Raw genomic sequence first — 17,452 nt, 5'->3', positions numbered from 1 at the left:
TTTACTTAAAATTTCTTCCCTTATCAAGATAATCCCCCGGTGCAGGTTGACGGGTTTGCAAGGGTTTATCCATCGGAACAAAAGGCGACGCTTTTTCATCGGCGCGTGAGAGGGTCAGTACCGGTTGCTGGTCATTTCTGATGGCGGTGAGGTTACCTAAAAGTTTGGTCGCGTCAAAAATCCTCCTAACGATAATATGAGTAACTTCCGTGCGCTCAACCACGCCCTCTACCATTAGGAGGCGGGAATGAAGGATTTCTTTACGGTATTTATCAAAAAGATTTGGAAAAACCACCAGATTGGTTGTCCCTGTTTCATCCTCAAGCGTAATAAAACATACCCCCTTAGCTGTTCCCGGACGTTGGCGGATGAGGATTAGTCCTGCGGTTTTAATAATCGTTTTATGCTCAGTTTGATTGACTTGTTTTGCCGTGACAACATGAAGCAAATCCAGCGTTTGCCGAATGAAGCTAACCGGGTGGCCCTTAATTGAAAGGCCCATGCTGGCATAGTCCTGCACGACGTGTTCTGATTGGCGAAGCAACGGCAACGCTACTTGCGGCTCGAATAAGCTTTCAGATGGCTGACCTTCAAATGCTTTGATAGGCCGGTCATACAATGCGGCGACTTCCCATAACGCCTGCCTTCGGTCAAGGCACATGGAGCGAAAAGCATCAGCGCCCGCAAGCCGTTCAAGGGTTGCTACACTGACCCCGGCATCGCACATTTGGTTCGCCGCCGTATACTCCCCGTCTTCATGATTTTGCCGTCCCTGAATTAATTTTTCCATTTCTTCTTCGCGCAAGCCTTTGATCTGCCTCAAACCAAGCCTCAATGCACGGTATTTCCCGCCTTTTTCTTCAAGTGTATTATTCCAGGAAGAGCGGTTCACATCAATTGGCAAAACCTGCACGCTGTGTTCCTGGGCATTGCGGACAATCTGTGCGGGTTGGTAAAACCCCATTGGCTGGCTATTCAATAACGCTGCGGCAAATACTTCCGGGTAATAAAACTTGAGCCAACAGGAAACATAGACCAGCAGAGCAAAACTGGCGGCATGACTTTCGGGAAACCCATAACTGCCAAAACCTTCAAGTTGCTTGAATATCCGCTGTGCGTATTCTTTTGTATATCCGCGGGAAGTCATTCCATTGATCAGCTTATGCTCAAACTTGGTGACCAATCCGTTAAACTTAAAGGTAGCCATGCTCCGCCTCAACAAGTCGGCTTCCCCTGGCGTAAAACCTGCAGCTACAATCGCCAGTTCCATTGCCTGCTCCTGGAAGAGAGGCACACCAAGCGTGCGCTCGAGAATGGATCGGATCTCTTCCGATGGATAGTCCACCGGTTCTTCGCCGTTGCGCCTGCGGATATAGGGGTGTACCATGTCGCCCTGTATCGGTCCGGGCCGAACGATTGCTACCTCGATCACCAAATCATAAAAGCAATCGGGCTTCATCCTTGGCAGCATTGACATTTGCGCGCGGCTCTCGATCTGGAAAACGCCCAGTGTATCGGCGGCCGTAATCATCTCGTAAACCTTGGGATCATCCTGGGGAATATTAGCGAGCGTCAGGCCGATGCCGTAATGTTTTTGCACGAGATCGAAAGCCTTACGGATACAGGTGAGCATACCCAAAGCAAGGATATCCACCTTCATAAAACCAAGCGCGTCGATATCATCTTTATTCCACTCAATGTTCGTACGGTCCTGCATTCGTGCATGGAAAATGGGGCACAGGTCGCTGAGCTTACCATCGGTTATTACGAAGCCGCCGGTATGCTGTCCTAACTGCCGCGGGAAGCCAATCATTTGTGAAGTTAACTGCACCACCTTAAGTAGATGGGGTTCCTTGGGATTGAGTCCAAGCGCCTGCAATTGGGTGGCGGTTATCTCCTCGTCGGTGAGATCGCCAAAGGCTTCTGAAAGCTTATTTACCACATCTACGGATAGACCCATTGCTCTGCCAACATCGCGAACCGCGCCTTTGTAATGCAGCATGGTGACGGTGGGCAGGATGGCTGCACGATCGCGGCCAAACCGGTTGTAGACGTATTGCATGACCTCTTCCCGGCGCTCGTGTTCAAAGTCGACATCAATATCGGGCGGCTCGTTCCGTTCTTTGGACAGGAAACGGGCGAACAGCAAGTTGGATTTATCCGGCGCTACAGCAGTAATACCAAGTACAAAGCAAACAGCCGAGTTCGCTGCTGATCCCCTGCCCTGGCAAAGGATATTCCGGTCGCGTGCCCAGCGGACATAGTCTTCGACGGTCAAAAAGTAATTGGGCGTATCGGTATCGGCGATGATCTCCAGTTCGTCTTTGATGGCTTTGCGTACTTTTTCGGGGATGTTGTCGCCGTAGTATTCCTTCGCCCCTTTCCAGGTGAGGTATTCGAGCTGTTCCTGAGGTGTTCTACCCTCACTGGTCAGCTCTTTGGGGTATTTATACTTCAGGCTTTTCAGATCGAACTTGCAGGAATTGGCGACATGGGCGGCGTTACTGATCGCTTCGGGATATTGGCGGAATAGGCGCTCCATTTCCGTTTTGGTTTTAAGGTGCCGTTCGGCGTTCTGATGCAACTTATAGCCGGCATTGAAAATGGTGCACTTCTCGCGCACGCAGGTCAAAACGTCCTGCAGTTCCCGCCTGCCCGGCTCATGATAAAAGACATCGTTGGTCGCGCAGAGCGGGACGCCGAGTTCATTTAAAAGGAACAATCGCTTATTATCATCGCCGGTATAATAACGGGTCGCGGCCATGTAGAGGTTTGGCAGTTTGGCTTTGTATTCTTTGACATTTTGCTCGAAGATGAATTCAAATTCAAAATCCTGGCTGAGTTTATTTGGCGGAACAATGATGAAAAAGCTACCTTCTGCATGGCCGTAGACATCTTTTTTGTAAAGAAAGCATTTTTCCTTTTCGGCGCGCAGGTTCCCGAGGGTTAACAATGCGGACAAACGCGCATAAGCTTTTTTATCTTTCGGGTAGGCCAGTAAGCTGGGCCCGTCGAGCAGATCGATCCGGCAACCCGGGATCAGGCGAATGCCACGGTCTTTGGCTACAACGTAAGCGCGCACTAAACCTGCGAAGGTATTATGGTCGGTGATGCCGATGGCGTTGTAGCCAAGATCGGCCGCCATATCGACCAGTTCCTCTGGATGCGAGCCGCCCCTGCGGAAGGTAAAATTACTGGTGACCTGCAGCTCAACGTAACTCATGCAAAAAACCCGTGTAAAAACCAATGCCCCTGTTGCCGACCATCATAATGTCCTGAACGGAAAATCCAGTAACGGCGTCCGTCCTGATCCTCCGCTATGTAATAGTCCCGGTGCTCGCCCGGTTCCAGCCACCACTCTCGCTCAATTCGTTCTGGCCCGTCCGCCTTTTTAACTTCGTGTTTCGTCCCTTTATATATAAAAAGTACCGGCGGGTAATCGGGCGTTAAAGCGGTCGCTTCGATCGCCTCGGGCGGTTCAAGTAGCTGAACCGGCCTCGGCTTGTCTGTCCGCCAGTCCGATTCAGGTTTTTTCTTTATGCTTCGAGTTTGGGCAGCACTTCGTTCCGGCCAAAAATGTTCAGCGGGCAGGTAACGCTGAATAGCGGTATGACCGATTTTTCCGGCCACCCTATCCAAAAGTTCGGCCACCTCCTCGCTGTCAGCAGCAGGTTTGGCGGCCCAAAGCCCGCTTTGCTTGTCGCTGACCGGTTCGGTATGGGTAGTATCCAGTTCAAAAAGTTCGATGCCCATGCCGGGGGCGACGTTATCGAGGGTCAGGTTAAAAAGTTTGTATAAGTGTTCGACCCGGTGGCTCGGATGGTTGGTGCCGATGCTTACTGATCCGTTTTTACCGTCGATACGGTAATAGGTCATGGTCGCGGCCCTTAAGCCCAGTCCTTCGCTATAAAGGCGTTTACAAAGGTTCTCGAGCAAAGTCTGAACGGCATGCTCGATAGCAGGCCGTGTTTTAACGTGTTCGAGACAGGCCAGCCTTTCGCTGTAGGGTACGGGTTCTTTGAGCGGCAGCAGGAACTCTTCTTCCTGACCCAATGCCTGGAGCATGCGCAGCACCATGTCTTTGCCAAACCTGCGGCGAAGTACGGATTTAGGCATATGGATAAAACTGCTGATCCGGTACATGCCGAGGTTCTGCAGCTTGATGAGCATATCGGTTGGCAAGCGTAAAGCAGAGGGTGGCAACGGCATCAGCGCCGTGCGGTGCGCACCGGCCAGTACGATCAGGCCCGATTCCGCGCAGCGGGCCACACCCCAGGCACAGCCGATGGTATCAGCCATACCGGGCCGGACGTCGTAACCCAATGTCCTTAACCTATCGGTCATATCTTTGAGGTATTCCAGTTCGCCGCCCCGCAGGTGCGTACAGCCGGTCACATCCAGCAGCAAGCCTGCGGGCGGGTCCATCGCCACCAGCGGGGTATAACGCAGGCACCATTCGGCCAGGCCTTTTAATAACTTGAGGTTCCTCCCCGGCTTGCCGTCAAAAACCTGTAGGTCACGCGCGATAATGCGGGCATCAGCCAGTGCCATGCCCTCGCTGACGCCATGCTTTTCGGCTATTGCGTTGCTCGCCGTCACCACCATCCGCCCGTGATCGGGTTCAGCAAATACGACAGCCTTGTTCTTGAGCGAAGGTTGACGGATCGTCTTCCAGTCGGTCAGCAAGTGTCGAAACCATATGGATACAAAACGCTTAGGCATACCGGCGTAAATGCTTGATTTGTTGTTTTTTTATAATGACCGGGTTAAAACGGCGTTTTGACCATTCCACGGTCCATTTACCCGGGTTCCCGTTACGGACTTTTAAAAGCTCGACCTGCCAGCGCGGGAAGCCGACACCGGGCATGCCCCTTTTCAGTTGGCTCGGAGCGTGGGTGATCTTCCAGCGGCTAACGCAGGCGGTGGTGGTTAACTTATGCGCTTCTTTTCTTAAAATAAATCCCGTAACATGGCTGCACTCGACGGCCAGTTGCAAACGCCGGGATTCCATAAAGCTCATCTGGGCGGTCTCGCAGATCACCGCTGCTACGCCCTCACACTTCAGCGCTTCTTCGGCAACCCAGAGCACATCTTTCATCAGCGGGACGTCTACAAAAACCACCCTATCCGGATCAACCCCGAACAGTTTAAGCGCGGGCGGATAAATGCGCCGCGACCAGCTGATCCATAAGCAGGCACCGCCATGGCCCAAAAGCGTTTTGACCAGACCCGCGATAAAAGCCGCGGATGCCGCCGTATCTTCCGGGCAAAGGCTGATAAATTCGTGGATGGCTCCCGTCGGAAATACGCCGTTTGGAAAGGCTTCCTCTACAGGCCCCAAATCAAAACTGCCGCCCTCACCGGGCTTGGGCGGCCGGAAACCCTCCCAGCGCAGGATATCCTGACGGAGCTTCCCTATAATATCTTCTTTTGCTGCTATCATGGCCATTACTTAAAAATCTAACAGGCATTGCGCGAAGACCACTTTGGCCTCCCGGTTATATTGCAGGATCGCTTCAGCTATCTTCCTGAGTTCATCCACACTAAACACTTCTGTATCATCGTAGGCTAAAACTGCCGGCGATTCATCCACTACATTTACACGGATAACAGCACGCCTGTCCGACATCCGGACGTCATAACGGGTGTAACCGTCCACATCCGCGAAGCGTTCGAGTTGTTCTACGGTGACTGTAACCTGCTCATTTCCAATCGTTAATTCTAAATTAAATGGTACCATCATTTCAAAATTTGTGGACTATAAAGTTATGCTAATATTTTTAGCAATATTTCATACTTTTTTACATTTTTTTCCCCACTTTTGTTTTTATGAGAAGCAAGTTGTTTAAAGAGCAGCCAAAAACAGCCCAAATAAGTACCGAAAGATGGGTGCGTATTTTGCCCGACACGGGTGAAGGCTACCGGCTTTTTGACGCCATGCAAGAGCGCTATATCGGCCGCATTCTATTTGATGCGGATGATAACTGGATCTATGATGGCACAGTCCTGAATGTCTATGAACAGGAAGAGATTGCCGGCTCTATCGCCGGGCACCAGAAAGAAATGGATCAACTGATACAGGACTTATGAAAAAGAAAATTGATTATGACCTCAGCGCGGAAGAAAAACAGGTGTTAAAGCAGCAGAAGGTAACCCTGAAGATGTTACAGGAATATGCGCCTGACGAGATCGCGGCCATGTTACATGCTTCAGCGCAGCGCGCCAGGGAATTAGCGGCACTGGCCGAGTTTCAAAGTATCCCTTCATTGGGTATCGGTTTCGCCAAAGAACTGATTGCCCAGGGTTATTATGCGCTCGATGATTTAAAGGGAAAAACGGCGGTCGAACTTTTTGACGCTTTTGAAAAGCATTGCGGCTGCTGGGCTGATCCTTGCGTGGAGGATTCTTACCGCCTGCTGGTAAATTATACCGAGCATAAAGATGACAGCAAGCGCTGGTGGAACTTTACAGCCGAGCGAAAAGCTTACCGCGCGCAACACGGCTTTCCCGCCGACCGTCCCAAAACCGCTTGGTATGAAACAGGGGCTTTCCCCAAAATGCAGGCTTATAAAGAAGCGTAAACATGGAACAGTTAACCTTATTTGCACCTGCAGGTCAAAGCAAAGGCCTGCCCAAACATTTACTGGAGTATACCCCTTCGATGATCGGCCGGGCAGAAAGTGATCGTCTACTATCGCACTTTATTGAAACCACGCCCTGGAAACAAAACACTCAAAAACTTTGGGATAAAGAATACCTGACGCCACGCCTGACTTGCTGGTATGGGGAAACGGAAAAGATCGCCGGCACCTTGGCCTGGACAAACGAGCTTCAGGCCATCCGTGAACAGGTCGAACCATTGGCCGGCATTAAGTTCAATAGTGTCCTGCTTAATTATTACCGCGACGGGAATGATTCGGTCGCCTGGCACAGTGACAAAGAAAGCATCATGGGCAGCCAACCGGTTATTGCCTCTGTAAGTTTCGGGCAAGTGCGAAGTTTCGACATTCGTAGTAAAGCGGATCATAACGAGAAGTATTCGGTGAGATTGGAGCATGGTTCATTTCTTTTAATGAAATCAGGTCTGCAGGAAAACTGGGAACACCGTATCGCCAAATCCACCAGGCCAATGCACGCGCGGATAAACCTTACTTTCAGGTTAGTGATATGACGGAAACATTTGAAATATTGATAATTTACAAGGGAATCGAACAGGCGTTCAAGGCGCGATTTGAACGGTGGGGATATAGTCACCGTATTGCCGTACTTATCAATGAAACGACTTTTAACTTTGAACCGGACGAAGAAGGCGGATACCGTGTTTTGGTAACAGACGCAAATCAGCGTGAGGAAGTACAACTGAGTTTGCTCGAAATCATATCGAAAAAGTTAAAAAGCCTTACAGAGTAACTATGTAAATTCTCTGATTTACGTATCTTGTAATATGATTGAAACCACGCTATCAGGGACCTATACGACGGGCGAAACCTACGAAGTGCCTTGCGCGGAACTTATTTTTCCGCCGGATAGAAGGGTTTATTATATCCCCATAATCGATCATTTACACGCAGATGTGCAATTTGGTTTTCCCGACAAGCATTACCACATCGACGGCCGCTTTGAAATTGACCCTCGCATGCGGCAACACTTTCGTATTGTAGAAGGGTTTACAAATTGTGTAATCGTACCAGATGAAAAGAATAACTATACTTTCAAAAAAATAACAACACGCATAGTAAAATGCATTTGCCCAACTACCGGTCTTAGCTTTCCGGAGCATCCAAATGAAAAACAGCAGGCAAAATTGGGGCTTTACCAGGTATGGTACCAAAGCTATTTGGGCAAAATATGTGAAGGCAAACGTTGCCCCCACTTCGGGAGCGAAATGATAGAAATCAATGGAAGATTAGTATGCCCGCTCCATAATTTGACTGCTGATTTGGAAACTTTAAAAATTATTGAAATATGAGCAGGATTGACCAGGTAACTTTTTTTTCCAAACCTGATTTAGCCGGACACTCCATGTTGGTACAGGCAGAGAAACTTCTTAATCTTCAGCACGATTTTGCTGCAATGGATCTGAATTCATTATTAGAATTCCATCATATTCACCAGTATTTCGAACACGATCTTTTTTTGGAAATCTGGACAGCGGAGCAAAAAACCGTTTTTTTGAAAATTGTTAAAGCTGCACTTAACCAAATTAGATCATTTCTCTTTAACCTTCCTCAGGAACAATTGCTTAATGAAGTTGATCAATTGGATTTCAGCAACAGGGAAAACTTTTGGGAACTATTTCAATATTTTGAGGTCTATAAAAGGATCGACCGTGCTGTTTTCGAAGAAATATTAGCAGCGCACCCGCGTCACATCCGCTACGTCTTACCGCTTAAACAACTGGTAAACTATTATAATACTGAGCTTCGGCAATTTTTACTATCGTGCGAAGAAAGCGCAGAATTGTTGCTCTCGCACTATGAAGAAAAACAAACAGATCCAAGTAACTACATTTTTCCGAAAAGCCTTACTGAAGCGGATAAACAAACTATCATCAGCACTTACCTTGACTCACCCGAGCCAAATCTTAACTACGTGGAATTAGCGCGTAACTCAAAAGAGCTAAAGCTGCCCCCAAAACTATTGCTTAAGGCAAGGCAAACTGCAAAAATCATTACGGATAAAATACTGACGGAAGAAAATTCCATGAAAATGTCTGTTTCGGCAACCTGGAATCCTAATCAGGAGGAGCCTGTCGTTTTCACCAACGATGACAATCACACGAGAGCGGTTTACGGGGGACGTTTCTTCGATTCAATCGAAACGGATCTCAAATTATTTAGTGTTTTTAACGACGTGTTTGTGTACACCGATGAGGAAGCATTTATAACGCTGATCAATAAAGATTTAGAAATGGACGTCCTTGAGAAGATCTTCATGAAATCAAAAAATGAATTTCAAAAAGGGTTTATCTTCACAAAGAAAGACATGCTATCCCTGGCACAACTTGGGGTGTTATGGGATTACCTTCGAGTAAAAGGCCGTTCGATTGAGGCATTATTAGAAAGCTTTTTAAAAACTTTCTTTACAGATTATTTTAACATTGAAGAACTCACATTTAACATGCCGGATGCAAATTTAAGCAGCTCAGACAAAATCAGGCTTTTGGCCCCGGAAATGGAATACCTCTTAAAACAATACAAAAACTTCGTACTTGATGGCAGCATTAATCATGAGTTACTACAGATAGATTCCAGCCCGTTAAATTATAGTGAAATTCCAAGCTTACTTGATAAAAAGTATATTTTCTCAACGCATGAATCAATAGGAATTATAGGACATTGGTTTTTTGATGAGATGAGTATCCTCGCAAACCGTGGGGATTCAAATAAGCGAAAGCCTCTTATTCAAAGATTTCGTGAAGGAAAAGTTTACCAATCAGATTTTGAAGAATACCAGGTGCCTTATTTGCAACAAGTAGTGCAAGCTGGCGACATCAATATAAAAGATGATGGGGAAATCGAAATTATAGACATTCCGAAAGTAATTGTTGCAGGAAAACTGCGAAAAAACGGCAATATTAGTTACTGGCACTTTCATTCCACTTTCCGCGCGCAGGTCGATCGACTAATTGATGAAGGCTATTTATCAATTTCGAAAATGCTGTTTACCACCGCAGAAGTCAGCTATCTTAATTTCTACCTCAATAAAAAAGAGTTTACCAACTCAAAGGATTTAAGAAACAAATATCTGCACGGGACAAATAATCGGGATGCACAACAGCAGGAAAAGGACTATTTATATTTTCTTAGAACGTTTATCCTTATAATGTTAAAACTAAGAGATGATGCTATTTTAAAAAAGCATTATAATACCCTTGTCACAGAAGTCAGGTAAAGTAAATTGGTCATTAACCGTTTTAAATAAAACAATGAACAGAAACGAAGTAATTTCAATAATTAACAGTCAGCTATTAAACTCCGAAGAAGTAAAGTATGTGAGCCTGGGAGCCCCAGTTACAATGACCTCCGTTATTTCTCTGGAGTTTACCGCGCAGGGGTCTGATTTCAGCGGAACAGTGAATCTTTACAGTAGAGAGCACGAACCATTAACGCTTAAAGCGCAGTATGATAATCATTCGACACTGATCGATAATGAGAGCGCGAAAAAGCGCATAGATAAAGACGTAGTTCGCATTAACGCTTATATTAACAGCTTACCTTAAACGTATGCTACCCTTAAACATCCAATTCTCAATTCCTATCAGAGAATCTATTTAATCGCCCCGTATTTACTCTGTTTTTCGATACTTCAAGCATCGCCATATCATCATTTTTTCATGCTAAGGTAAAGCACTTCCTGAGCAGTCAAGGGTATATAAACCACGGTTGTCCGTGGCCCCTGACAGCTCATTCCTTCTGCTTTATTCCTGCATAAAAAATAATGATATGGAAAAGCTTATTTTAAATGTAGATTCAAAAGAACAGATCATCAACTACCGGGACGAACATCGCTTAACCCATTACGAACCCGCAATTCTCGACGAAATCCTTGCTGCGACGATAGCAGGGGATGCAGCGTTGTTGAATTGGTTCAATAAATTCGGCGATTGTTTCAGAAGCATTATCATGAACATTTATGCTTATCGCAAGGGACTGGAATTCGGTTTTACCGAAATTTCTTTCGATCAGTATGGTTGGTTTAAAAGGCCTGAGTTTTTATTTCAGGAAGAGTTAATATTCGGAAATTGTGCAAAGTATGGTGAATATAGCACATTGAAGATCGGCAAAGGAATTACCAATGTATGGACTTATGCATTAAGCTACAATTTTGGCACCGCAGGTGGTGGTTGTGGTCTTTCTGTTTACGGCAAACAATTTAAAAGTCGAGAAAATGCTGTAAAAATTGGTATAGCTGAACTGAAGAATTTGATGAGCGAAAAGTTAGGCCATTCTGATACTTCCAACTACAAACAACCAATAATTCAGGGAACTTTGAAAAGTATTGCTAAATACGAAATTGATAGTACGCAGCTGACACTTTTTTAGTCAGTTCCGCATATTTAAATTTATTGTGCTATATCTATTTAAGTTATCCTTTTAACGACCGAAGGCATATCATACTGAAGGCATAAAATCGGACGGCCTCCCACGTGGTAGTATCCTCCTTTAACTATCGCTAAAGGAAAAAAATTGCGTAAAAAGAACTCACAACATGAATTTGCTATGAGTTCCCCTGACATTAATCGATTGATGTTTTTATTAGATCCGATCAGACTCGGCTAAATTCATTACCAAACATTGGAAGGCCACTTTTCGACTCCGTCTCGTTAGCCTCATCCTGTATCACGTCCCAGTGTTCCGCAAGCAGCCCATTTTCAACCCGAACTATATCCAGTGTAACCCAAGCTTTTGGTAGTCCGTTATTTGAAAAACGTCCATGAACCATCACAAAGTCACCTTCTGCCATAATCAGGCTGTGCTCATACTTTAAATCTGGAGGACATTGAACGATTAGATTCCTTAGCCCTTCGCGTCCCGGAGGAATGTGCGCGCTATGTTGGATATAAGCCGGCGACCAGTAACGCTGATAGGCATTATCATCGCGTTTGTTAAAAGCAGCGTCAAATGCTTCAAGCACTAACGCTTTGTTTTTTTGTTCATCTGTCATTGTCGAGTTAATTATAAAAGTGAGGTAATTTCTTATAACCTATATCAATTGTTAAACCAACTCGCAAATAATTGATTATAAACAGCTTAGTAATTAAGTAATAGCAAATTAAAATGCGACATATCGTTCATTAACGAAATCGCGGGGGGAATGATATCATATTTTGATTTCCGCACAAGACTAACGGCTTATTGTCCCGCTAAATTGCATTAAATAAGGCTGGGATATACGGATTGAATTAGACCGCTGCTACTGTTTTAATCAGCATTTCTTTATCTTTAGCTATATGAATTGCTATCTCATAGACGATGAACCACATGCTATCCGTTTGCTAACTGATTACATAAGCCGAATAAAGGGTTTTGATGTTGTCGGAAGTAACCTGAATGCAAAGTTGGCTTTATCGGAAATCCATGATTTAAATAATGTGGATCTTGTTTTTACTGACATTAATATGCCTGACTTATCCGGCTTCGATGTTATCGAGCAATTACCTGATCATATTAAGGTTGTGGTTAACACAATAGACTCATCATACAGGCAGGAGGCTAACAAGATGCATGTTGCCGGATTTTTGCTGAAACCCTTTGAGTTTAGCACGTTTCAGAAAATTATGTTAGGCCTAAATGATAAATAGCGAAGCTGCAATTCGGAGCAAATTAGCTCACCCATCATCACATCTCTGAACAATTCGATTACTGGCAAAAAAGAAAATCATTCCAATATACCTGATTGACAATTGTTGCTAAAATCAAGCGTCCGACAATATTAAAGCGGCATGAATTAAACGCTTTACGCCATATAAAATACAAATTTATTCAACCGGTCCTTCCCACTGCCCAGTCAGCAACTGAAGAATAAAATCCATTTTCTTTTGAATTCCTGACTTGAACGAAGGGTATTGCTTATATTACCCAACCTAAATTACAGAATGATATACATACCAATTTTTACCGCAGTAGTAGCAGGGTTACTCGGCTTGTTCATTGGCCGGCTAAATGTGAAATCAGAAGAAAAGAAACAGGAACGAAAAAGATTAAGGCGTTTGCTTTACAATATGCTTGAATTAAAAAATTGGGTTGATAAAGTCATAAGCGCTGAAACGTTAAGCGGTAAATATGTCGAAAGAATGACGGCCGCAATTGCCTCTCGCTATCCCGAAATGCAAAATGACGAAGTAAACAAAGTTGAAACAATGATTTCATCAGGTCTAAAAAAAATGGTAATTAATCAACCACAAACTGTACGGCTGGAACAAAACATTAATGACATCATACGTGATTTTTCAGAAATCGACCCCTTTTTTGCTTATGACCTTACTGGCAAATACCAACTTAATGAAATCTTGGAGCAGATAAAATTTAGCATTAATGATTTAGTCCCTGAAGAAGAGTCAGTTTCACAAGCCTCGGCATTTTTGGACCGTCTCTTACGACCGGTAATGATGGCCGAATTGCAACATGACTTAAATATTCATTTGCCAATAATCGCCAAGTTGATAGATAAAAACACAACAGCAACGATTCGTAGCAAGTTCATTCATGGTTCAACAGCAAATAGCGAGGAAGATTTGGAAAGATATTGCAATGAGATGTTACCCTGCTTATTTACTACTATTGACCAACTTTTGGGACTGAAAACCTTTGAGGAGCATGAAGCGCATTAATTAAATCGTTACTGACAGTTTATACTTTTTAGTATAGCTTTAAGTATAATACTCCAGCCCAGGATTAATTGTAAGTATTTTGAATATTAACATTTAATAATGTTTCTTAACGACGTAAATCACGCCGGACAACCGATATCAAACGTATTTCATAAGTTTTTGATTATATCAATTCAAGTTTAAAAGAGAGATCCTGTCCATGACACTGTTTGTATTTTTTCCCCGAAGAGCAAAAACAGACGGAATTTCTCGTTTGTCCCTTTTGCAACATGTTTTCGATTTCAACCATTAGATTATTTATCGATGCCCAATTATTGGCGTCAGAACCTATAAATGATACTAAGCCCGTTTGACGGGCTTTCTCACCCTTATTCATTAGCATAAATTTTGCCATGGCTAATTTGATGTAATCGTCAACTAAAAGATTGCCAGTTTTATTGATTCTTATATTATCTCGCTGAAAACCATCGTATTTGAAATTAGGATCGGCAATAAATAAAATGTTGTTTAACAAGTGTTTTCTTGGGGTAACATCAAAAAAGGCACCTGAGGGTGTAAGCCAAACAGCATGTAATTCCGCCTCAATCATGTAGGGAGTTTCCCAAATTTGCCAGCCAATTATACGTTGCCCTCCTTCACTAACTACCTTGTTTCCTACATTTTCAAAACACTCATTTTCTTCTCCAGAAGGAGTCGCCAAAACGTCAACATATTTTGCTTCGCCTGTCAAACCGATTTTATTGATTAGAAAAGTCACATAATCATTGGGCATTTCCGGAACTTTCATGAGCAATTATTTTTCTTATAGTTGATTATAAATTGACGGTTCTTAATCCGAAGGTAGATTTGTCAATTTGCATTTTTTTGAAGGTTATCCACTTATAACGGGACTTTTTTACAGCTTTAATTTGCATTTCTATATCCCTATCCTTTACCTTGCAACCAAAAACTATTTCTCTTAGTTGCTCAGGTTCAAAATTAACTTTATCCGGCAAGTCTCTGCCAATAGCTCGTATTTCAGATTCATACTCCCAACAAGAGGATTTTCTCGTTAACCAGTAATGGAATATATCACTTGTAGGGATAAGACCATTAAGTTTTTCAATTTTTGATATATAATTAACAGGATATAAACTATAAGTGTCGGAAATAAGTGGCAACTCGAATCCGCAACAAATTCCTTTATGCATATCGCCATAGTGCGACCACATAAGTGTATCATCTTTCTTTGTGGAGAAACAACATATTTTAAATTTCTTCTTTTCCGCTTTCATGACATCAGCGTAAGAATATTTTTTTTTCGCTGTTCTTATCAGTTCCCTACGCTGCCGACGATTATATTCCCTGCCCGAGCTTTGTGCGTACTCTTCTAAACGAGCAGAATCGATATTCACGTTCAAAATATCCTCATTGCAATCAAAAGGATCGTTAAAATCTAAAGGGCTCGTAAATTTTAACGTCTTTTCGTCTATGATAAACTTTGATGCTGTTGAGAAACTGGCGTATTTGTAAAGTATCTTATTATTTAACGCCGCATTTAAATTTTGACTGGATATGGTCTTTAAATCATCAATTTTTAGCTCTGTCATCATTATTAATGAAAATTCCTTTTAATTTCGGTAATCTCAGCAATTGGGTAAGATTCTGTTAGAAGTGATTTAAGGTTCAATATCAATACTAATTAATACAGGCGTATAGATATCTATGCCATTGTCAGGCGTATCAATGGTTACAACTAAGCTGTAACGTATGGAATGGTCATAGCGTGCCAAAGCCTTGCGGTTCTTCCACCATCCACCAACCGAATAAACGGCTATTTTACGCCTGGTCGCCAGGTCGGCCGCTGTTGAATGCCAAATATCTTTATGAACTGATCCTTTATCCCGGATTTGATTACCTAAAATCCAATGTTCCCCACCTTCAGCCAGATAGTCATCATCCCTTGATTCTTTACTGATCCTGGCAGCAAATGCTTCGTCGCTTTCATACGTATCAATCATTTTAAAACGCAGCCCATGGGAGCGATAACTGGACGCCATTTCATATTGCTTGTTGCCCGGATTAGGTTCGATAAAATAGGAAAGGGTAACTTTTAGTTGCACAGGTGTCGCCAGCATATCCTGCAAGGCCTCTACCGGCCAGGGCAGATCGATGATATGAAAATCGTTAGTTTTCACTCGGCTCTCCTCAAACTTATAAGGTTTTAGACTGCGCTGGATAATCAGCGACAGGGAATTACTGGCGCTATACCTGGCCCGTTGAAAATTGGGCACACCGTAACCAACTGTAGCCAACAGTTTCAATTTTTGTGTTGGCGTAAGTTCATGTATTTGATGGCCTCCTAACATTGCTGGTGTCCAGTCAGCGGAGTGAACCATTAAAGCGCGAATGGTTTCGGGCCAATATTGCGGATAATAATAATAAAGTTCTGCGCCGAATTTACTGGCAAGGGCTGTAGCCGCGCTGGTGTCGCCAAAGGCGGTAAACCAAGGACGGCCTAATCCCCCTTTGCCTGTCGATAATAATTGCAGCGAGTCCGGGTCAATGAGAGAGCCATTATGGATGCCATGGTTACCACCTTCCATAACGATATCGGGTTTACGCGGCCATTCTTGTACCCATAACATCGAAGTCGTATTAGACGGTGACATTTCCCCGTGTTGGGCAACAACTAAAGCATTTGGAAACTGTTGAAGGTCTATTTGATCTTTGATCGTATACGCACCCACAGTTACTGCATTAAAAGATTGCGCCGGGTCTTCGATTGAAGCCGTATCATTTGCTATCGGAAAATCTATCCTCGCTAATAAAGGCAGATTGCCACCGGATATAAAAAACAAAGTGGTTTCATTGGGTTCTCCTATTGCGCCAAAACTTAGTTGATCGATAGCGGCAGACCAGGATGATGGCTGACCAAGGTGAACAAGGTCGGCAGAGGTAACTGCCATACAGACTATTCGCTTAAAATCCGGGTTAATGATCTCTGCCCTTGCTACAGCTTCTTGAGTAATAGCACCATACAATTCCGGGTTATTGGGCTGGTTGCGCTCTATGATCTTTATACTTTCGATATGGTGATAAATCCTAACTGGATTGTTGAACGGCAGCACTTCTGACAAATCGCCATAAACGGCAAGGCCGGCCATTGGCGTACCATGCCCTTGGGCATGTGTATCCAATCTGTCCCAATGCGGTTCAATCGCATCAAGGTGATTTTGCGGGATGACCCCGCTTAACAAGGGATGACCGATATTGATACCGGTATCCAACAAACATAGCGCTATCGCGCTATTCTGGTTACTCAAGTCCAACCTTCCGATCAAATCGGCAATCCAATCGGCCTGTTCAGGTTTATCCAGGTAAGTAAAATACTCTGCTGTTTCGCGTGGTTTACGCAGTTCGGCCAACCGGTCGGTATAAAGTACAGTTGCACCCAGTTGCTCGGCTGTACCTTTAACTAAAAAGACTAAATTCTCAGGAAACGCCAGCCAACGGTTGCTCCCCACTTGAATATCAGCCACTTCTAGCAACTCGAAAACTGGGGCCAACTGATCTTCAACCGCCTTCTCTTGATCGCGGTTTAACCAAATCTCCCACCAAACCACTTCACCGTTTGCTGGAAAAGCTAACTCAGGCTCCTGCCAGAAACTTTCCAGCGTGGCTACCCTAATTTGGTCAAGATTCGCCAAAAGGGATTGATGACGGGGATTGCCTCCAATTGTGTTCAGTGTAATATATTGCTCGACTTTGGTTAAGAATTGGCCTATTGCCTTACGGTTTAAATAGACGGTTGCTTCGTAAGTTTCGTCACCTGGGTCGCTATTTGTCTTGCGGTAAGAAGCCAACCTGAAGTTGCCTTTGTCGAATTTTTCAAGATCAAGAAAAAAGCCCGGTACAGATTTGAATACAATATAAACAAAGTCATCATTCGGGGCGCCCTGGGTGAAAGCCGCCACTGCTGCGGTAACTTCTTCCCTTACCCGGTTGCCCTGCTCAACACGGTCAATATTCGTACGTGGAATAACGATACTGCGTCCCTGATTTATCGAAGTATAGGGTAGGGCTAATGTATTCTCATTTAAAAAAATGTGATCGCGATAAAATTCAGGCATATTTTAG

The 17,452-nt window shown here is 44.2% G+C and carries 18 protein-coding genes; 10 read left to right on the top strand and 8 right to left on the bottom strand.

From position 1 onward, the window contains the following. Position 1 precedes the first annotated feature (1 nt). Genes IDJ75_RS11135 through IDJ75_RS11120 form a run of 4 tightly spaced genes read right to left on the bottom strand, consistent with a single transcriptional unit; the run spans position 2 to position 5,659 of the window. The gene (locus IDJ75_RS11135) at positions 2 to 3,223 is read right to left on the bottom strand and encodes an error-prone DNA polymerase (RefSeq protein WP_191175696.1); all 3,222 of its coding nucleotides are present in this window, start codon (positions 3,221 to 3,223) and stop codon (positions 2 to 4) included. Continuing rightward, on the bottom strand, positions 3,220 to 4,722 hold the full coding sequence (locus tag IDJ75_RS11130) for a Y-family DNA polymerase (RefSeq protein WP_191175695.1): 1,503 nt from the start codon (positions 4,720 to 4,722) through the stop codon (positions 3,220 to 3,222). The genes IDJ75_RS11135 and IDJ75_RS11130 overlap by 4 nt, the downstream gene beginning before the upstream one ends. Then, positions 4,715 to 5,443: an ImuA family protein gene (locus tag IDJ75_RS11125; protein ID WP_191175694.1), complete on the bottom strand. Its 729-nt coding sequence runs from the start codon at positions 5,441 to 5,443 to the stop codon at positions 4,715 to 4,717. The genes IDJ75_RS11130 and IDJ75_RS11125 overlap by 8 nt, the downstream gene beginning before the upstream one ends. A gap of 9 nt (positions 5,444 to 5,452) precedes the next feature. Continuing rightward, positions 5,453 to 5,659, bottom strand: coding sequence for a hypothetical protein (locus tag IDJ75_RS11120; protein ID WP_191175693.1), 207 nt, complete (start codon positions 5,657 to 5,659; stop codon positions 5,453 to 5,455). A gap of 170 nt (positions 5,660 to 5,829) precedes the next feature. Between IDJ75_RS11120 and IDJ75_RS11115 the strand changes: the two genes are divergently transcribed. From IDJ75_RS11115 to IDJ75_RS11080, 8 genes are all read left to right on the top strand, one after another. Beyond that, positions 5,830 to 6,090, top strand: coding sequence for a hypothetical protein (locus tag IDJ75_RS11115; protein WP_191175692.1), 261 nt, complete (start codon positions 5,830 to 5,832; stop codon positions 6,088 to 6,090). Next, positions 6,087 to 6,581 carry a helix-hairpin-helix domain-containing protein gene (locus tag IDJ75_RS11110; protein WP_191175691.1) on the top strand — a complete coding sequence of 165 codons (495 nt, stop codon included), beginning with the start codon at positions 6,087 to 6,089 and terminating at the stop codon, positions 6,579 to 6,581. Before IDJ75_RS11115 ends, IDJ75_RS11110 begins: the two co-directional genes overlap by 4 nt. Before the next feature lie 2 nt (positions 6,582 to 6,583). Further along, a complete protein-coding gene (locus IDJ75_RS11105; RefSeq protein ID WP_191175690.1) occupies positions 6,584 to 7,171 on the top strand; it encodes an alpha-ketoglutarate-dependent dioxygenase AlkB family protein in 588 nt (195 codons plus the stop codon). After that, the gene (locus IDJ75_RS11100) at positions 7,168 to 7,410 is read left to right on the top strand and encodes a hypothetical protein (RefSeq protein ID WP_191175689.1); all 243 of its coding nucleotides are present in this window, start codon (positions 7,168 to 7,170) and stop codon (positions 7,408 to 7,410) included. The genes IDJ75_RS11105 and IDJ75_RS11100 overlap by 4 nt, the downstream gene beginning before the upstream one ends. A gap of 34 nt (positions 7,411 to 7,444) precedes the next feature. After that, on the top strand, positions 7,445 to 7,969 hold the full coding sequence (locus IDJ75_RS11095; RefSeq protein ID WP_191175688.1) for a Rieske (2Fe-2S) protein: 525 nt from the start codon (positions 7,445 to 7,447) through the stop codon (positions 7,967 to 7,969). Beyond that, entirely contained in the window at positions 7,966 to 9,894 is a 1,929-nt protein-coding gene (locus IDJ75_RS11090; protein WP_191175687.1) for a hypothetical protein, read from the top strand. The genes IDJ75_RS11095 and IDJ75_RS11090 overlap by 4 nt, the downstream gene beginning before the upstream one ends. Before the next feature lie 34 nt (positions 9,895 to 9,928). After that, entirely contained in the window at positions 9,929 to 10,222 is a 294-nt protein-coding gene (locus tag IDJ75_RS11085) for a hypothetical protein (protein ID WP_191175686.1), read from the top strand. Between the two features lie 223 nt (positions 10,223 to 10,445). Continuing rightward, on the top strand, positions 10,446 to 11,045 hold the full coding sequence (locus tag IDJ75_RS11080) for a hypothetical protein (protein ID WP_191175685.1): 600 nt from the start codon (positions 10,446 to 10,448) through the stop codon (positions 11,043 to 11,045). Positions 11,046 to 11,268: 223 nt separating this feature from the next. On the opposite strand, the gene IDJ75_RS11075 is transcribed toward IDJ75_RS11080, so the two are convergent. Continuing rightward, on the bottom strand, positions 11,269 to 11,667 hold the full coding sequence (locus IDJ75_RS11075; protein WP_191175684.1) for a nuclear transport factor 2 family protein: 399 nt from the start codon (positions 11,665 to 11,667) through the stop codon (positions 11,269 to 11,271). A gap of 286 nt (positions 11,668 to 11,953) precedes the next feature. Here IDJ75_RS11075 and IDJ75_RS11070 point away from each other — a divergent pair, with 286 nt between their 5' ends. Beyond that, positions 11,954 to 12,304: a LytR/AlgR family response regulator transcription factor gene (locus IDJ75_RS11070; protein WP_191175683.1), complete on the top strand. Its 351-nt coding sequence runs from the start codon at positions 11,954 to 11,956 to the stop codon at positions 12,302 to 12,304. 294 nt (positions 12,305 to 12,598) lie between these two features. After that, entirely contained in the window at positions 12,599 to 13,333 is a 735-nt protein-coding gene (locus tag IDJ75_RS11065) for a hypothetical protein (RefSeq protein ID WP_191175682.1), read from the top strand. A 163-nt stretch (positions 13,334 to 13,496) separates the two neighbouring features. On the opposite strand, the gene IDJ75_RS11060 is transcribed toward IDJ75_RS11065, so the two are convergent. The 3 genes from IDJ75_RS11060 to IDJ75_RS11050 form a co-directional block, all read right to left on the bottom strand. Beyond that, a complete protein-coding gene (locus IDJ75_RS11060) occupies positions 13,497 to 14,120 on the bottom strand; it encodes an SEC-C metal-binding domain-containing protein (protein WP_191175681.1) in 624 nt (207 codons plus the stop codon). A 25-nt stretch (positions 14,121 to 14,145) separates the two neighbouring features. After that, on the bottom strand, positions 14,146 to 14,925 hold the full coding sequence (locus IDJ75_RS11055; RefSeq protein ID WP_191175680.1) for a DUF2971 domain-containing protein: 780 nt from the start codon (positions 14,923 to 14,925) through the stop codon (positions 14,146 to 14,148). A 66-nt stretch (positions 14,926 to 14,991) separates the two neighbouring features. Further along, positions 14,992 to 17,445, bottom strand: coding sequence for a S8 family peptidase (locus IDJ75_RS11050; RefSeq protein WP_191175679.1), 2,454 nt, complete (start codon positions 17,443 to 17,445; stop codon positions 14,992 to 14,994). Positions 17,446 to 17,452: the final 7 nt, after the last annotated feature.

It is taken from the genome of Mucilaginibacter rigui (genome assembly GCF_014773275.1).
Classification (GTDB): Bacteria; Bacteroidota; Bacteroidia; order Sphingobacteriales; family Sphingobacteriaceae; genus Mucilaginibacter; species Mucilaginibacter rigui_A.
The sequence above is the reverse complement of the archived record's forward strand: the minus strand, read 5'-3'. Positions and strand labels throughout refer to the sequence as shown.

What these genes read in the sequence shown, in the direction of transcription:
- IDJ75_RS11080 (WP_191175685.1), top strand. Translation starts at nt 10,446, where the DNA reads ATGGAAAAGCTTATTTTAAATGTAGATTCAAAAGAACAGATCATCAAC.
- IDJ75_RS11090 (WP_191175687.1), top strand. Translation starts at nt 7,966, where the DNA reads ATGAGCAGGATTGACCAGGTAACTTTTTTTTCCAAACCTGATTTAGCC.
- IDJ75_RS11055 (WP_191175680.1), bottom strand. Translation starts at nt 14,925, where the DNA reads ATGATGACAGAGCTAAAAATTGATGATTTAAAGACCATATCCAGTCAA.
- IDJ75_RS11095 (WP_191175688.1), top strand. Translation starts at nt 7,445, where the DNA reads ATGATTGAAACCACGCTATCAGGGACCTATACGACGGGCGAAACCTAC.
- IDJ75_RS11100 (WP_191175689.1), top strand. Translation starts at nt 7,168, where the DNA reads ATGACGGAAACATTTGAAATATTGATAATTTACAAGGGAATCGAACAG.
- IDJ75_RS11110 (WP_191175691.1), top strand. Translation starts at nt 6,087, where the DNA reads ATGAAAAAGAAAATTGATTATGACCTCAGCGCGGAAGAAAAACAGGTG.
- IDJ75_RS11050 (WP_191175679.1), bottom strand. Translation starts at nt 17,445, where the DNA reads ATGCCTGAATTTTATCGCGATCACATTTTTTTAAATGAGAATACATTA.
- IDJ75_RS11105 (WP_191175690.1), top strand. Translation starts at nt 6,584, where the DNA reads ATGGAACAGTTAACCTTATTTGCACCTGCAGGTCAAAGCAAAGGCCTG.
- IDJ75_RS11065 (WP_191175682.1), top strand. Translation starts at nt 12,599, where the DNA reads ATGATATACATACCAATTTTTACCGCAGTAGTAGCAGGGTTACTCGGC.
- IDJ75_RS11115 (WP_191175692.1), top strand. Translation starts at nt 5,830, where the DNA reads ATGAGAAGCAAGTTGTTTAAAGAGCAGCCAAAAACAGCCCAAATAAGT.
- IDJ75_RS11125 (WP_191175694.1), bottom strand. Translation starts at nt 5,443, where the DNA reads ATGATAGCAGCAAAAGAAGATATTATAGGGAAGCTCCGTCAGGATATC.
- IDJ75_RS11085 (WP_191175686.1), top strand. Translation starts at nt 9,929, where the DNA reads ATGAACAGAAACGAAGTAATTTCAATAATTAACAGTCAGCTATTAAAC.
- IDJ75_RS11135 (WP_191175696.1), bottom strand. Translation starts at nt 3,223, where the DNA reads ATGAGTTACGTTGAGCTGCAGGTCACCAGTAATTTTACCTTCCGCAGG.
- IDJ75_RS11130 (WP_191175695.1), bottom strand. Translation starts at nt 4,722, where the DNA reads ATGCCTAAGCGTTTTGTATCCATATGGTTTCGACACTTGCTGACCGAC.
- IDJ75_RS11060 (WP_191175681.1), bottom strand. Translation starts at nt 14,120, where the DNA reads ATGAAAGTTCCGGAAATGCCCAATGATTATGTGACTTTTCTAATCAAT.
- IDJ75_RS11075 (WP_191175684.1), bottom strand. Translation starts at nt 11,667, where the DNA reads ATGACAGATGAACAAAAAAACAAAGCGTTAGTGCTTGAAGCATTTGAC.
- IDJ75_RS11070 (WP_191175683.1), top strand. Translation starts at nt 11,954, where the DNA reads ATGAATTGCTATCTCATAGACGATGAACCACATGCTATCCGTTTGCTA.